The 15,552-nt window shown below is 72.9% G+C and carries 10 protein-coding genes; 9 read left to right on the top strand and 1 reads right to left on the bottom strand.

Going from position 1 to position 15,552, the window contains the following annotated elements; all coding sequences use genetic code 11:
• Positions 1–10: 10 nt before the first annotated feature.
• On the bottom strand, positions 11–2,719 hold the full coding sequence (locus tag ACIBBA_RS11300) for an MGH1-like glycoside hydrolase domain-containing protein (protein ID WP_396696112.1): 2,709 nt from the start codon (positions 2,717–2,719) through the stop codon (positions 11–13).
• 42 nt (positions 2,720–2,761) lie between these two features.
• On the opposite strand from ACIBBA_RS11300, the gene ACIBBA_RS11295 reads away from it, so the two are divergent.
• From ACIBBA_RS11295 to ACIBBA_RS11255, 9 genes are all read left to right on the top strand, one after another.
• Positions 2,762–4,705, top strand: a complete 1,944-nt coding sequence (locus ACIBBA_RS11295; protein ID WP_396696110.1) for an amylo-alpha-1,6-glucosidase — start codon at positions 2,762–2,764, stop codon at positions 4,703–4,705.
• Positions 4,706–4,843: 138 nt separating this feature from the next.
• The gene (locus ACIBBA_RS11290; RefSeq protein WP_396696108.1) at positions 4,844–6,175 is read left to right on the top strand and encodes a glycosyltransferase family 4 protein; all 1,332 of its coding nucleotides are present in this window, start codon (positions 4,844–4,846) and stop codon (positions 6,173–6,175) included.
• Positions 6,176–6,248: 73 nt separating this feature from the next.
• A complete protein-coding gene (locus ACIBBA_RS11285) occupies positions 6,249–8,066 on the top strand; it encodes a protein kinase (protein WP_396696106.1) in 1,818 nt (605 codons plus the stop codon).
• A gap of 52 nt (positions 8,067–8,118) precedes the next feature.
• On the top strand, positions 8,119–9,966 hold the full coding sequence (locus tag ACIBBA_RS11280) for a protein kinase (protein WP_396696104.1): 1,848 nt from the start codon (positions 8,119–8,121) through the stop codon (positions 9,964–9,966).
• Between the two features lie 103 nt (positions 9,967–10,069).
• Positions 10,070–10,879 carry a metal-dependent hydrolase gene (locus tag ACIBBA_RS11275; protein WP_396696102.1) on the top strand — a complete coding sequence of 270 codons (810 nt, stop codon included), beginning with the start codon at positions 10,070–10,072 and terminating at the stop codon, positions 10,877–10,879.
• The gene (locus tag ACIBBA_RS11270; RefSeq protein ID WP_396696100.1) at positions 10,876–11,778 is read left to right on the top strand and encodes an amidohydrolase family protein; all 903 of its coding nucleotides are present in this window, start codon (positions 10,876–10,878) and stop codon (positions 11,776–11,778) included. Before ACIBBA_RS11275 ends, ACIBBA_RS11270 begins: the two co-directional genes overlap by 4 nt.
• A 244-nt stretch (positions 11,779–12,022) precedes the next feature.
• Positions 12,023–13,120: a LacI family DNA-binding transcriptional regulator gene (locus ACIBBA_RS11265; RefSeq protein WP_396696493.1), complete on the top strand. Its 1,098-nt coding sequence runs from the start codon at positions 12,023–12,025 to the stop codon at positions 13,118–13,120.
• A 90-nt stretch (positions 13,121–13,210) separates the two neighbouring features.
• Positions 13,211–14,515 (top strand): ABC transporter substrate-binding protein, encoded by a 1,305-nt coding sequence (locus ACIBBA_RS11260; protein ID WP_396696098.1) that lies wholly within the window; start codon positions 13,211–13,213, stop codon positions 14,513–14,515.
• Positions 14,516–14,582: 67 nt separating this feature from the next.
• Complete coding sequence (locus ACIBBA_RS11255; RefSeq protein WP_396696096.1) at positions 14,583–15,551, top strand: carbohydrate ABC transporter permease; 969 nt, start codon at positions 14,583–14,585, stop codon at positions 15,549–15,551.
• The last annotated feature ends 1 nt before the right edge of the window (position 15,552 follow it).

The following is a 15,552-nucleotide window of genomic DNA, read 5'->3' as shown; positions in this document are numbered from 1 at the left end:
CGGCGCGCGGTCAGCGGCGCAGGGTGAGGATCAGGTCGGCGACCAGCGCCGTCCAGCCGGTCTGGTGCCAGGCGCCCAGGCCCGCGCCGTTGTCGCCGTGGAAGTACTCCGGAAAGGCGATCAGGTCCCGCCAGTCCGGGTGCGTCTGAAAGAGCTGCGCCGCACCGTAGATCGGCCGGCGGCCCCAGCCGTCGCGGGTGAAGAGCGCGATCAACCGGGCGGAGAGGTCGTCGGCGATCTCGTTCAGGGTCAGCTTCACCCCGGACCGGGTCGGATACTCGACCTGGAGGTCGTCGCCGAAGAAGGCGGCGTAGTCGCGCAGCGCGCTGATCAGCAGGAAGTTGGTCGGCATCCAGATTGGGCCGCGCCAGTTGGAGTTGCCGCCGAAGAGGCCGCTGGTGGACTCGGCCGGCTCGTACCCGACGCAGAACTCCTGGCCGCCGAGGGTGACCGAGAACGGCTTGTCCAGGTGTGCCCGGGAGAGCGTGCGCAGGCCGTAATCGGAGAGGAACTCGTCGCTGTCCAGCATCCGGGCCAGCAGTCGGACCACCTGCTCCGGTCCCACCATGGAGAGCAGCCGCTGCTGCCGGCCGTCCGGCCCCAGCCGGCGGGCGCCGACCACGTCGGCGTACTCGGGCCGGTTGGTCAGGAACCAGCGCAGCCGGGCGCCCAGTTCGGGCAGGTGGTGCAGGGTGCGGGCGCTGAGCCGGGTGACGGCGGCCAGCGGCAGCAGGCCGACCACCGAGCGGACCTTCAGCGGCACCTTGCTGCCGTCGGCGAGCCGCAGCACGTCGTAGAAGAAGGCGTCCTCCTCGTCCCAGAGCCCCTGCGAGTACGCGGCCGCGGCGATGTAGGTGAAGTGCTCGAAGAACTTCGTGGCGGTGTCCACCCAGGTGCGGTCGTGCTCGGCCAGCACGATGGCCATGTCGAGCATGTTGAGCGCGTACATCGCCATCCAGCCGGTGCCGTCGGACTGCTCCAGCACGCCGGCCACCGGCAGCGCCGCGGACCGGTCGAACGGCCCGACGTTGTCCAGCCCGAGGAAGCCGCCCTCGAAGACGTTGTTGCCCCCGGTGTCCTTGCGGTTGACCCACCAGGTGAAGTTGAGCAGCAGCTTGTGCATCACCCGGGCGAGGAACTCGTGGTCCCGGCTGCCGTCGATCTCGAACACCTTCAGCGCCGCCCAGGCGTGCACCGGCGGGTTCACGTCGCCGAAGGCCCACTCGTACGCCGGGATCTGCCCGTTGGGGTGCAGGTACCACTCGCGAAGCAGGAGCAGCAGCTGCGCCTTGGCGAAGCTCGGGTCCACCCGGGCGATGCTGACGCAGTGGAAGGCCAGGTCCCAGGCCGCGTACCACGGGTACTCCCACGGATCCGGCATGGAGATCACGTCGAAGCTGGTCATGTGCCACCAGTGGCTGTTGCGCCCGTGCCGGCGTCCGGCCGGCGGCGGCGAAGATCCGGGGTCGCCCTCCAGCCACCGCTTGACGTCGAAGTGGTAGAACTGCTTGCCCCACATCAGCCCGGCGATGGCCTGCCGGGCCACCAGCGCCTCGTCGGCGGTGGCCGCCGCCGGGATCACGCCGGCGAAGAACCGGTTCGCCTCGGCCCGGCGGGCCCAGAACACCGCGTCGAAACCGCCGCCCAGGTCGGCGGGGGGCGGCGGGTCGCCCGCCGGCGGCCCGGCGGTACGGGTCAGCCGCAGCCGGATCTGTCGCTTGCCGCCGGCCGGCACGTCCAGCACGTAGTGCAGCGCGCCCTTGGTCCCCTCCCGGTCCGGGTTGACCGTCGCCGCCCCGTCGACCACGTGGTCGTTGATGCCGTCCTTCGGGTAGGGCGAGCGGCCCGGCAGGCCCCAGAGCCGCTCGGCGTTCGTGTCGTTGTCACAGAGCAGCGGGGTCGGCGCCCCGTCGCCCTCCAGCAGCAGCTGGCCGAGCACCCAGTGCTCGCCGACCAGCCGCGACCCGTCGCCCACCAGCCGCGGCACCCGGTCGGCGCCCGGCAGCCCCCAGGCCCAGGTGTTGCGGAACCAGAGCGTGGGCAGCACGTGCAGGGTGGCCGCCTGGTCGCCCCGGTTGGCCACGGTGATCACGATGCACATGTCCGTCGGCGACGCCTTCGCGTAATCGACGGTCACCGCCCAGTACCGGTCGTCGTCGAAGATGCCGGTGTCGACCAGCTCGTACTCGGTGTCGTCCCGGCCGCGCAGCGCGTTCACCGCGACCAGCTCGTCGTAGGGAAAGGCGGCCTGCGGGTAGTGGTAGCGCCAGCGCATCCAGGAGTGCGTCGGGGTGGAGTCCTCGTACCACCAGTACTCCTTGACGTCCTCGCCGTGATTGCCGCCGTCGCCCCCGAGACCGAACATCCGCTCCTTGAGAATCGGGTCCCTGCCGTTCCAGAGCGCGAGCGCGAAGCAGAAGGTCTGCCGGTCGTCGCAGACGCCGGCCATGCCGTCGTCGTTCCATCGGTACGCTCGGGACCGCGCGTGATCGTGCGGGAAGTAGTCCCAGGCCGTACCGTGCTCGCTGTAGTCCTCCCGTACCGTTCCCCACGCCCGTTCGGACAGATAGGGACCCCATGCGCGCCAGTCCTGCTCCCCGGAGTCGGCTTGGGCCAGCCGGATCCGCTCGGCGTCGGGGGCCGGCGCGTCGGAGGACGAACGGTCGGTGATCACCTGCACATCTTCGACGCCGTTCGGGTACTTGACCACAGCAGCCATTCTCGTCGTGGCGTGTGGCACGCCGCCGCCGGTGGAGGAAAGTTGATCGACATTCGCTTCGGCCCGCAGGTCTGCACCGAGCTGACCAGCGCAGCGACCCGGGAGTGGCTCGTCTGCGACGGCGTCGGCGGCTACGCCATGGGCACGGTCAGCGGGTTGCGGACCCGCCGCTACCACGGGCTGCTGGTGGTTGCCGGCGACACGCCCGCGTCCCGACGCGTGGGACTGGTCAGTCTCGACCCGGCCGTGCAGCTCCCCTCCGGCGCGCAGGTGCGCCTCGGCGCGCACGAGTGGGCCTCCGGCAACGTCGACCCGCGCGGGTTCGAACTGCTGGAGCAGTTCAGGTTGATCGACGGGGTGCCGCGGTGGCGGTGGCGGATCGGCGACGTGGTGATCGAGCGGGAGCTGGCCATGCTCCCCGGCCGGTCGTGCGTGGCGGTGGTGCACCGGCTGGTCTCCGGCGGGCCGGTGCGCCTCGACCTCTCCGCGGCCTGCACCTGGCGGGACGCGCACGGCGAGCGCCGAGCCGACGGCCCGGCTCCCACGGTGGAGCAGGTGGCCGGCGGCGCGGTGGTGGAGGGCGCGTTCCGGCTCGCCGGGCCGGGCTGGACGCCGCAGGGTCAGTGGTGGCTGGGAGTGCACCACCGGGAGGAGGCGGCCCGCGGGCTGCACCCTCAGGAGGACCTCTGGTACGCGGGTCGGTTCAGCGGCGCGCTGGAGCGGCCCGGCGACACGGTGTCGGTGCTGGCCTGGGCGGCACCGCTGGAGGTCGAGCCGCCGCCGGCGACCGACGTGATCGAGGTGGCCCGGCGGCGTAACCGGCAGGTGGTGGCGCAGGCGAAGCCCGCCGACGACGTCGAGGCGACGCTGGCCCTGGCCGCCGACGCGTTCGTGGTGCGCACCGCAGACGCCCCGGTGGACGTGGTCGCCGGCTACCCGTGGTTCGGCGCCTGGTCGCGCGACACCATGATCTCGTACGAGGGGCTCTTCCTCAGCACCAACCGGGCCGAGCTGGGGCGGGAGCTGCTGCGCTCGTACGCGGCGACGCTGTCGGAGGGGATGCTGGCGAACACCGCCGACACCGGCCGGGTGGAGTACAACACGGTCGACGCGACGCTGTGGTTCCTGCACGCGGTGAGCCGGCACGTGACCGTCACCGGCGACACCGACCTCGGGGACGAGCTGCTGCCGGCGCTGCACGCGGTGGTCGACGCGCACCGGGCCGGCACCCGCTACGGCATCGCCGTCGACCCGGCCGACGGGCTGCTCACCCAGGGCACCGAGGAGACCGCCCTCACCTGGATGGACGCCCGGGTCCACGGGGTGCCGGTGACTCCGCGTACCGGCAAGCCGGTCGAGGTCAACGCGCTCTGGATCAACGGGTTGGCCGGGCTGGCGGAGCTGACCGAGCTGGCCGGCGCGGACGCCGACGAGCTGTGGCGGCTGCACCGGCAGGCCACCGCCTCGTTCCGGGAGCGCTACCCGACGCCGGCGGGCTGGCTGCACGACGTGCTGGACGCGCCCGCGCCGGCGTACCCGCTGGGTGGGGCCGCGTACCACGACGACGACTCGCTGCGCCCGAACCAGCTGCTCGCCTGGTCCCTGCCGTACGCCCCGCTGGAGCCGGACGAGGCGGCCGTGCGCCGGATCGGCGGCGCGCTGCTCACCCCGCTCGGCCCGCGCAGCCTCTCCCCCGACGCCCCCGAGTTCGTCGGCCGGCACCGGGGCGGGCCGGCCGCCCGGGACGGCGGCTACCACCAGGGCACAGTCTGGCCGTGGCTGTTCGGGCCGTACGTGGACGCCGCCCGGCGGGCCAAGATCCCGGTCGACGAGCTGTTCGTGGGGCTCGAGGCCCACCTCACCGAGTACGGGCTCGGGTCGGTCAGCGAGACGGCCGACGGTCTGCCGCCGCACGGCGCCACCGGCTGCCCGTTCCAGGCGTGGTCGGTCGCCGAGTTGCTGCGGGTCCGCCGCACCGGCCCTTAGCGCTTTACACGACCGCAACGGCGCCGTCGCCACTGGTTATCCAGGTCGCGGCAGGATTGGCCCCGATCCAGACGCGACGACGGACACCATCGCGGGTGTCGGTCGGCGCGCGCCCGGGGACAACTCCAAGGGGGCCGCATGTCACCTGACGCTGACGTGATCGACATCCACCCCGCCCGGCACCAGCGGGTGCTCATCCTGTCGTGGGAATATCCGCCCGTGCTCGTCGGTGGCCTCGGCCGGCACGTGCACGCCCTCTCCGTCGCCCTGGCCGCCGCCGGTCACGAGGTCACCGTCGTCACCCGCCACGCCGAGGGCGCCCCGCTCGAGGAGTACGCCGACGGCGTGCGGATCCTGCGCGCCGCCGAAGATCCCGTCACCTTCCCGCTGGCCACCGGCAGCCTGCTGGCCTGGACCATGGCCTTCAACCACACCCTCACCCGGGCCGCCCTGCGCGCTACCGAGGCCGGCGACTACGACGTCATCCACGCCCACGACTGGCTGGTCGCGCACACCGCGGTCACCCTCGCCGAGCACCTCGACCTGCCACTGGTGACCACCATCCACGCCACCGAGGCGGGCCGGCACCAGGGCTGGCTGCCCGAGGAGATGAACCGCACCATCCACGGCGTCGAGCACTGGCTGAGCAACTCCTCCGCCCGGGTGATCGCCTGCTCCGGCTACATGCGCGACCAGGTCACCACCCTCTTCGAGGTGCCCGTCGCACAGGTCGACGTGGTGCCCAACGGGGTCGACGACCGGGCGTGGCGCGCCCGCCCGCGCGCCGTCGCCTCCGCCCGGGCCCGGTTCGCCGGGAACGGGCCGCTGGTGGGGTACGCCGGCCGGCTGGTCTACGAGAAGGGCGTGCAGCACCTGATGCACGCCGTGCCGTACCTGCGGCAGCGGCACCCCGGGCTGCGGGTGGTGATCGCCGGCGACGGCCCGTACCGGGGCGAGTTGGAGGAGGAGGCCCGGCGGCTCGCGCTCACCTCGACCGTCCGCTTCGCCGGCTTCCTGGACACCACCCAACTGCCGGCGATGCTCGCCGCCACCGACGCGACCGTGGTGCCCAGCCTCTACGAGCCGTTCGGCATGGTCGCGTTGGAGGCGGCCGCGGCCGGCGCGCCGCTGGCGGTGGCCCGCACCGGCGGCCTCGCGGAGATCGTCGAGCCCGGCGTGACCGGGGTGACGTTCCCGCACAGCGACCCGGACGCGCTCGCCACCGCGGTCGACCAGCTCCTCGGCGACGAGGTCTTCGCCCGGCGGGTCGCCCGCCGGGCCCGGACCATGGTCGGCGAGCGGTACGGCTGGGCGACCATCGCGGCGCGCACCGCCGGCAGCTACGCCGCCGCCCGACGGGAGCACGGGCCGTTGCAGGCCCGCCGGGCCGCCGCCCGGCTGGGCGGTGGCCGTCCGCACCTCACCATTCCGGACGGAAACCTGCTCGTCCGCGACGGTACGGCCTGTTGACCGAGGCGTACGACCGATAGGTCACCTCCGATCCGCTGGCTAGGGTGAACATCGGACAGCGGCGGGGAGGAGCGTGCGGCAGGTGCTGATCGCCGGCCGGTACCGGCTGCTCGACCTGGTGGGCCGCGGGGGCATGGGACTGGTGTGGCGCGCCCGCGACGAGATGCTGCACCGCGACGTCGCGGTCAAGCAGGTCGTGCCGCCCGCCTGGCTGGCCGACGACGAGCGGGCCGAGTTGCGGGCGCGCACCCTGCGGGAGGCGCGCACCGCGGCCCGGCTCAACCATCCGCGGGTGGTCCGGCTCTACGACGTGGTCCCGGTCGACGGCGAACCGTGGATCGTCATGGAGTACGTCCCGTCCCGGACCCTGCAGGACGTGCTCGACGCTGAGGGGCCGCTCGACCCGCCCCGGGCGGCCCGGATCGGGCTGGCCGTGCTGGCGGCGCTGCGCGCCGCGCACGCCGCCGGGGTGCTGCACCGCGACGTGAAGCCGCAGAACGTGCTCGTCGCCCACGACGGCCGGGTGATGCTCACCGATTTCGGGCTGGCCGTCTTCGACGGCGGCGACGGGGCGATGACGCGGCCCGGCATGGTGCTCGGTTCGCCGCAGTACGTCGCCCCCGAGCGAGCTGCCGAGGGAGTCTCCAGCGTGGAGGCCGACCTCTGGTCGCTCGGTGCCACGCTGCACGCCGCGGTCGAGGGCCGTTCCCCGTACGCCCGCAGCACCGCGATGGCCACCCTCAGCGCCCTGGCGAGCGCGCCACCGGATCCCGCGCCGCACGCCGGGGCGCTGGCGCCGGTGCTGGCCGGGCTGCTCCGCCGCGACCCGCGGCAGCGGATCGACCACGACGAGGCCCATCGCCGGCTGACCGCCGCCGCCCAGTGGGTCGGGCCGCAGGCACCGGTGGCGGCCGACCAACCGACCGGCGGCGACCGGCCGGGCTCCGCACCGGTCGACGGCTGGTCCCCGACGGCGCCCGTCGCCGAGCCGGCGGCGCTCGACGGGGCCGGCGACGGGCGGCGTGCCGATGCTCCGGCGGAGGGGGCGCCGAGTCCGGCTGACACCGCCGACCGCCCGGCGGCGACCGGGGGCAACGCGCCCGGACCGGCCGGGGATCGCGCGCCGCCAGCCGGAGAGCTGGCCGGTGGGGCCGGTCGGCGGCTGCTGCGTCGCGGCGCGCTGGTCGCCACGGCGCTGCTGGTGGCCGCGGCGGCGGGCATCGGCACCGCGCTGGCGGTCACCGGCGACGGACACCGGGAGCCGAATGCCGCCGATCGACGTGATCCCGGCCCACCGCCCGGCCCACCGCCCTCCGGGCCGTTCGACCGCGGACCGGACCGGCACCGGCCGCCGCCCGGCGGTCCCGGGGTGCCCCCGCCGCCGTTTCCGTGCGTCCGGCCGGACATCGTCGGCCAACCGGTGCCGGCGGCCGGTCCGGCCGCCGGCGACCGGTTCCGGCCACCGCCCGGCTGGCTCTGGCACGACGACGCCCGCGGATTCCGGGTGGCCGTGCCGAGCGGGTGGCGGTACTCCCAGGACGGCCCGATCACCTGCTTTCAGGACCCGGCAACCGGCCGGGCGCTCGGCGTCGCCGGGCCCGAGAGCGGCGACGCGGTCCCCCGGCTGCGCGCCATGCGCGACGAGGCGGCGGACGCGGGCGCGCTGCCCGACTACGACGAGGTGCGGCTCGCCCCGAGCGGCGGCGACACCGTGTGGGAGCTGCGCTGGGACACCCCGCACGGCGACCGGCTGCACGGCACCCAGACGGTGCCCGGGACACCGCCGGGCGCCGAGGGCTGGACGCTGGGCTGGATCGCCGGTGACTCGGACTGGGCCGCCGCCGGGGCGGACTGGTCGACGATCCGGGCGAGCTTCCGCCCGCCACCTTGACCGTCCACGGCGGATGAGAAAACCATGACCGGTGGCTATCGTGTAACCGGGGGTGACCGAGGGGGACGCGACCGTGCGGCAGCTGCTGATCGCAGGTCGGTACCGGCTGCTCGACCTGGTCGGCACCGGCGGGATGGGCCGCGTCTGGCTGGCCCGTGACGAGATGCTGCACCGCGACGTCGCGGTCAAGGAGTTCGTCCCGCCCGCCTGGCTGGCCGAGGCCGAGCGCGACGAGCTGCGGCTGCGGACGCTGCGCGAGGCGCGTACGGCCGCCCGGCTCAGCCATCCCAACGTGGTCCGGCTCTACGACGTCGTGCACGACCGGGACAGCCCGTGGATCGTGATGGAGTACGTCGAGTCCCGCTCGCTGCAGCAGGTGCTGGCCACCGAGGGCCCGCTGAGTCCACGGCGGACCGCCCGGATCGGGCTGGCCGTGCTGGCCGCGCTGCGCGCCGCACACGCCGCCGGGGTGCTGCACCGGGACGTGAAACCGCACAACGTGCTGATCGCCGCCGACGGGCGGGTGGTGCTGACCGACTTCGGACTGGCCACCTTCACCGGTGGGGACGGGGCGATGACCGGGCCCGGGATGGTGCTCGGCTCGCCGCAGTTCGTCGCGCCGGAGCGTGCCCGCGACGGGGTCTCCGATCCGCGTACCGACCTGTGGTCGCTCGGCGCGACCCTCTACGCGACGGTGGAGGGCAAGTCGCCGTACGCCCGGTCCAGCGCGATGGCGACGCTGACCGCGCTGGCCACCGACCCGCCGGACCCGATGCGCCGGGCCGGGCCGCTGCGCCCGGCTCTCACCGGGCTGTTGCAGCGCGACCCGTGGCGGCGGCTCACCGCCGCCGAGGCCGAACCGCTGCTGCGTGCCGCGGCGAGCGGGCCGGATGCCGCCACGATCGGCCCGACGGCACCGCCGCCCGGGTTCGGCCTGCCGCCGCCTGACCTCTCCCCTGTCCGGAAGGCAGGCGTCCCCCCGCCGCCTGGATTCGGCCTGTCGTCGCCCGGCCACCAGCCGGAGCACCAGGACGAGCCGCCGGCGGCACGGTCACGCCGGGCCGCTCCCGACGCCGCGGACGGTCAGGTCAGTGGCGATCCGGCCCTCGCGGGCGCCCCGGCAGGTGAAGATGCCCCGAGCGCGCAGGGCGGGCCGGAGGCGGCGGCGGGGTCGGTGGTGGACGGCGTACCGGGGCGGCGGGAGCGCGCGCAGGGCCGGCGGGATCGGGGGCGCCGCCGACGGCTCGCGGTCACGGGTGCGGGGCTCGTCCTCGTGCTGCTCGCCACCGCGGGTACCGCCGTGGCGCTGAACGCCCGGGGCGAGCCGCAACGACGACCGTCGGGCTCCGGCGGCGGGGACAACTCCACCCGCCCGGCCACCTTCGCCTGCGCGACCCCGCCCCCGCCGGCGGCGCAACCGGTGCCGTCGGTGCCGCCGCCGCCGGGGGCGCGGTTCCGGCTGGTGCCCGGCTGGACGTGGTACACCGACCCGACCGGATTCCGGATCGCCGCTCCGGTCACCTGGCTGCGGTGGAGCGAGGACGCCGTCACCTGTTTCCGCGAGCCCGGCGGCGCTCGGGTGCTCAGCGTGGAGGCGAGCGCCCGACGCAGTGACCCGGTGGCCTGGTGGGAGGCCGAGGAGCGGCGGCTCACCGACGACGGGGCGCTGCCGGGTTACCACAAGGTGGACATATCCCCGATGGACATCTTCCACGGCGGCGCCGTCTGGGAGTGCGGTTGGGTCAATGCCGCGGGCGAGCGGGTGCACACCGCCCGGCTGCTGGCGAACACCTCCGCCTACCGCGCGTACACCGTCTCATGGTTGACAAAAGAGTTCGACTGGCAGGTCAACGCGACATACTTCGCAATGATCCGGCAGAGCTTCACACCCGCCCCCTGAAACTCTCCTATGTGGACCGTCCGGGTGATTGCCCGCACGACCCCGCTTCTGACTAGAGTGACGGTGCTTTAGCGCTCAAGATCCCTGGGGAGGGTGAGCCGACATGATGGGACCATCGCACGCGCTGTCCGGCGCGGCGGTGTGGTTGGCCGGATCCTGGGCACTGGACCAGTTCGCCGACTATCACCAGTCACCGCTCGCGCTCGCCGTCGGCACCGCGGTCTGCGCCGGTGGCGCGCTCTTCCCCGACCTCGACCTCTCCGGCAAGGTGACCCGCAACCAGGGTGGCGCCACAGTGGCCCGGACCTTCGGCGTGGTCAGCCTCTTCTTCGCCGAGGTGATGGAGAAGATCTCCCTCGGCGTCTACTACGCGACCAAGCTGAGCCGGGACCCGAAGCGCAACAACGGTCACCGGACGCTGACCCACACCATTCCGTTCACCGTGCTGGTCGGCTGGGGCACCACCGCCCTCTGCGCGGCGTACGGCAAGTGGGCGGTCATCGGCATCCTGTTCTTCATGATCGGGCTGGCCCTGCGTGGCCTCTTCGACAAGTGGGCCGAGCGGGCCGGTTGGGTGATCGTCACCCTGGCGTCGCTGGCCGCCGCGTGGTTCACCTACGCGAACCTGCCGGGTGGCCGGGGCTATCCCCTGATCGGCACCGCGGTGGGGGTGGGCTGTTTCGTGCACATCCTCGGCGACATGATCACCCGCGCCGGCGTGCCCATTCTGTGGCCGATCCCGATCAAGCGTCGGATGTGGATGATGGTCGGCCTGCCCAACGGCATCGCGCTGCGTACCGGCAGCAAGACCGAGGTGGTCGTGCTGCGCGCCGTGCTGACCGTGATCTCGCTGCTGGCCACGGCCGGGCTGGTGGCGCCGTCGGTGCTGCAACGGTTCAACATCGAGATATGACCGGCGCGCCCAGCGCCCCGGACGCCGACGCCGGTGTCCCGGCGTTCTGGCGAGGGCTCGGCCTGCCCGGGCTGGCCGACGTGCACGTGCACTTCCTGCCGCCCCGGCTGCTGCGCCGGGTCTGGGCGTACTTCGACGCGGCCGGTCCGCTGGTCGGCACCGAGTGGCCGATCCGCTACCGGTGGAGCGACGCGGAGCGGGTCGCGCACCTGCGGCGGCTCGGGGTGCGCGCGTTCAGCGCGCTGGCGTACCCGCACCGGCCGGGGATGGCCGCCGAGCTGAACCGGTGGACGCTCGACTTCGCCCGGGCCACGCCGGGCTGCCTGCCCTCGGCCACCTTCTTTCCCGAGCCGGCGGCCCCCGGCTACGTCGCCGAGGCGCTGGACGCCGGCGCACGGGTGTTCAAGGTGCACGTCCAGGTCGGTGGATTCCCACCCACCGACCCGACGTTGGACGACGTCTGGGGGTTGCTCGCCGACGCCGGTGTGCCCGTGGTGGTGCACGCCGGGCACGCTCCGGTCGGTACCGCGCACACCGGGCCGGAGCCGTTCGCGGCGCTGCTCGCCCGGCACCCGACGCTGACCGCGGTGGTGGCCCACCTCGGCGCGCCCGACTACCGGGCCTTCCTCGACCTCGCCGAGTCCTACGAGCGGGTGCGGCTGGACACCACGATGGCGTTCACCCCGTTCTTCGACCGGTTCCTGCCCTTTCCGGCTGAGGAGCTGCCCCGGCTGCGTGAGCTGGGGCTGGCCGGCAAGGTGCTGCTCGGCAGCGACTTCCCGAACATCCCCTACCCGTACGCCGAGCAGCTGACCGGGCTGGCCCGCCTCGACCTCGGCGACGACTGGCTGCGCGCGGTCTGCTGGCACAACGCCGCCGCCCTCTTCGACCTGGGCTGAACACGGCTGCCGGGCCGGGCTGTGATGCACACCACCTGCCGGCCGGCCCGCCCCCGCATTCGGCGGAGCAGTCGCCGGGCGGCGGGAAGGTCGTTTCGACCGCGTCGACGCACGCTGGACACCGGCTATTGACGATCCCGTAACACTGACCTACGGTTCTGTCGAAACGCTTAGTCGAAACGCTTCGACAAGCGCGATCAACGATGATCGACCAGCCGGCCGAAGGAGGTGCGGGGTGGCCACCATGCACGACGTCGCCCGCCTCGCCCGGGTCTCGGTCAGCACCGTGTCGTACGTGCTCACCGGCACCCGGCCGATCTCCCAGGCGACCCGGGACAAGGTCCTCGCGGCCATGGCCGAGCTCGAATACCAGCCGAACGCGATGGCCCGCGGGCTGGCCAGTCGGCGCAGCCGGATCGTCGGCCTGCTCATGCCGATGGACGAGCGTGGGCTGGGCGCCACCGAGACCGCCTTCGTCACCGGCGCGGCCGCCGCGGCCAGCGCCGCCGGCTACCACCTCGTGCTCTCCCCGGTCGGCGCCGCCGACTCCGACGACCTGCGCCGGCTGGCCAGCCAGCGGATGTTCGACGGCGCGGTGCTGATGGAGGTGCAGGTCGAGGACCCGCGGGTCACCGCCCTCCAGGAGGCCGGGGTGCCGTTGGTGCTGATCGGCCGCACCGGTGACACCGCCGGCCTCTCCTACGTCGACATCGACTTCGACCAGACCGTCCGGGACGCCGTCGACCACCTCGTCGAGCTCGGCCACCGGCGCATCGTCTACGTGAACCACTCGGCCGCCACCATCGAGGCCGGCTACGGCCCGGCGCTGCGTACCCGCGACTCCTTCGTCGCCGCGATGCAGGGCTACGGCCTGGAGCCCCTGATGACCCCCGCCGAGGACAGCGCGGCCGGCGGTCGCGCCGCCCTGGCCGAGGCGCTGGCCCAGGCCCCCGACCTCACCGCCGTGCTGGCGATGAACGAGAGCGCGATCTTCGGCATCCTCGGCGGGCTGACCACCCTCGGCGTGGCCGTGCCCGACGACGTGTCGGTGGTGTCGATGGTGACGTCGGCCCAGGTGGCCGAGCTGGCCACGCCCGCGCTGACCGCGATGGCCTCGCCCGGCTCGGCGCTCGGCCGGATCGCGGTCGAGGCCCTGCTGCGCCAACTCGAGGGGGCCGGCGGCGACCACCACCAGCAACTACTGCCCTGCGCGCTGGAGATCCGCGGGTCGAGCGGAGCGGTACGCCTGTCCCCCGCCCCCGGCGGCGACACGGGCCCGCCCGGCACCGGCCCGCCAGCCACCTCGACCGAGGGTGCCGACCACCGCGCTGCCACGCGGTAACGCGCACCAGGACCAAAAAACCCGCCACCGCGCTGCCACGCGGTGACGGGCACCACAAGTACCGACTCGATACTCACCAGGAGGATAGCAATGCACCGATTCGGCAGGCTGGCTGCTGCGGTGGCGCTGGCCGCGACCGCAGCGACGACCATCGTCGCGTGCGGCGATGGTGGCGGCGGCGACGGCAGCGAGGCCAAGACCCTCAAGCTCTGGCACTACGAGAGCGCGAACAGCGCCATGGGCATCGCCTGGGACCGGGCGATCCAGATCTTCAAGGACGAGCACCCGGGCGTCGAGGTCCAGTTCGAGCGCAAGGCGTTCGAGCAGATCCAGCAGAACGCGGGCATGATCATCAACTCGTCCGAAGGCCCGGACATCATGGAGTACAACAAGGGCAACGCGACCGCGGGCCTGCTCTCCTCCCAGGGGCTGCTGACCGACCTCTCCGCCGAGGCCGACAAGCGCGGCTGGGCCGGCAAGCTCAGCCCCAGCCTGCAGACCACCGCCCGCTATGACGACAAGGGCGTCATGGGCTCGGGCAACTGGTACGGCGTGCCGAACTACGGCGAGTACGTGACGGTCTACTACAACAAGGACCTCTTCGAGAAGTACGGCGTCAAGGTGCCGACCACGATGGCCGAGATGACGGCCGCGATGGACACCTTCGTCGGCAAGGGCGTCACGCCGCTGGGCATGGGCGGCGCCGAGTACCCGGCCGGCCAGCTCTTCTACCAGCTGGCGCTGGCCAAGGCGGACCGGCAGTTCGTCAACAACTACGAGCTCTACAAGAACCCGGTCGACTTCAAGGCCGACCCGCTGAAGTACGGCGCGGAGACCTTCGCCGACTGGGTGCGTAAGGGCTATGTCGCCAAGGACTCGGCGAGCCTGAAGGCCGAGGACATGGGCACCGCGTTCATCAGCGGCAAGGCTCCCATGATCGTCTCGGGTAGCTGGTGGTACGGCCGGTTCAAGGCCGAGATGAAGGCCAACTGGGACAGCTTCCTGTTCCCCGGCAACACCCTGCAGGCCGGCTCCTCCGGCAACCTCTGGGTGGTCCCGCAGACCAGCAAGGCCAAGTCGCTGGCGTACGACTTCATCGACATCACCCTGCGTCCGGAGATCCAGGACCTGATCGGCAACAACGGTGGCGTCCCGGTGGCCGGTGACCCCTCGAAGATCACCGATCCGAAGGACCGGAAGCTGATCGAGAACTTCAACACCGTCAGCGCGCAGGACGGCCTGGCCTTCTACCCGGACTGGCCGGTCCCCGGCTACTACGACGTGCTGGTCTCCGGCTTCCAGAGCCTGATCAACGGTTCCAAGTCTCCCGACCAGGTCCTCGACTCGATCGCCAAGCCGTACCAGGACGGCGTCAAGGAGATCACCGGCAAGTAGCACGGCGAGCGGCGGGCGCGACCGGCACCACCGGCGCGCCCGCCCGCCCCGCCGGGAAGGATCTTCCATGGCAGTCACCGAGACCGTGGCCACCACACACCAGACGGCCACCCCGACATCGCCCAGGCCCCGCCGCCGGCGCGGCGACCGCAAGGGGGCGTACTGGCTCTACCTGATCCCAGGAGCGGTGCTCTTCGCCCTCGTCATCGGCGCCCCGCTGCTCGGCACCGTCTACTTCTCCCTGACCAAGTGGTCCGGGGTCGGCGACCCCACCTGGGTGGGCCTGGACAACTACCAGCACCTGCTGCAAGACCAGGTGTTCTGGGCGTCGTTCCGCAACACCCTCGCGATGCTCGTCGCCATGGTGGTCGTGCCCACGCTGCTCGGGCTGCTCCTGGCCGCGGTGCTCTTCGACGTCATCGGCCGCCGGTTCAAGCCGCGCACCGCCGCCGCGCTGCGGGCCGCGTTCTACCTGCCGCAGGTGCTGCCCGTCGTGGTGGCCGGCATCGTCTGGGGCTGGATCCTGCGCCCCGACGGCGCGTTGAACGGCCTGCTCGACTCGATCGGCCTCGGCGCGCTGCGCCACGACTGGCTCGGCGACCCGGGCACCGCGCTGCCCGCCGTCATGGCGGTGATGATCTGGGTGCAGATCGGCTACCCGGTGGTGGTCTTCATGGCCGCGCTGCAGCGGGTCGACCCCGAGCTGTACGAGGCGGCCGAGGTGGACGGCGCTACCTGGTTCCACCGGTTCCGGGCTATCACCCTGCCGCAGATCCGGCCGGAGACGTTCGTGGTGGCCCTCACCGCCACCATCGCCGCGTTGAAGGTGTTCGGGCCGATCTTCGCCCTGACCCGGGGCGGCCCGGAGAACGCCACCAACGTGCCGTCGTACTTCGCCTACTACACGTTCTTCAAGAAGCTCCAGGTCGGCTACGGCTCGGCGATCTCCACCGTGCTCACGTTGATCATCGTGGTGGTGGCCGTGCTGTTCATCTGGCTGCAGGCCCGCAGCGAGCGTCGGGATCGGGGGATCTGAA

Source organism: Micromonospora sp. NPDC051006 (assembly GCF_044456245.1).
Lineage (GTDB): Bacteria > Actinomycetota > Actinomycetes > Mycobacteriales > Micromonosporaceae > Micromonospora.
Note: the sequence above shows the minus strand (reverse complement) of the source record. Positions and strands in the feature narration are given on the sequence as shown.

Coding starts and splice junctions, on each gene's coding strand:
- ACIBBA_RS11300 (WP_396696112.1), bottom strand. CDS start 2,719: ATGGCTGCTGTGGTCAAGTACCCGAACGGCGTCGAAGATGTGCAGGTG.
- ACIBBA_RS11290 (WP_396696108.1), top strand. CDS start 4,844: ATGTCACCTGACGCTGACGTGATCGACATCCACCCCGCCCGGCACCAG.
- ACIBBA_RS11275 (WP_396696102.1), top strand. CDS start 10,070: ATGATGGGACCATCGCACGCGCTGTCCGGCGCGGCGGTGTGGTTGGCC.
- ACIBBA_RS11270 (WP_396696100.1), top strand. CDS start 10,876: ATGACCGGCGCGCCCAGCGCCCCGGACGCCGACGCCGGTGTCCCGGCG.
- ACIBBA_RS11265 (WP_396696493.1), top strand. CDS start 12,023: ATGCACGACGTCGCCCGCCTCGCCCGGGTCTCGGTCAGCACCGTGTCG.
- ACIBBA_RS11260 (WP_396696098.1), top strand. CDS start 13,211: ATGCACCGATTCGGCAGGCTGGCTGCTGCGGTGGCGCTGGCCGCGACC.
- ACIBBA_RS11255 (WP_396696096.1), top strand. CDS start 14,583: ATGGCAGTCACCGAGACCGTGGCCACCACACACCAGACGGCCACCCCG.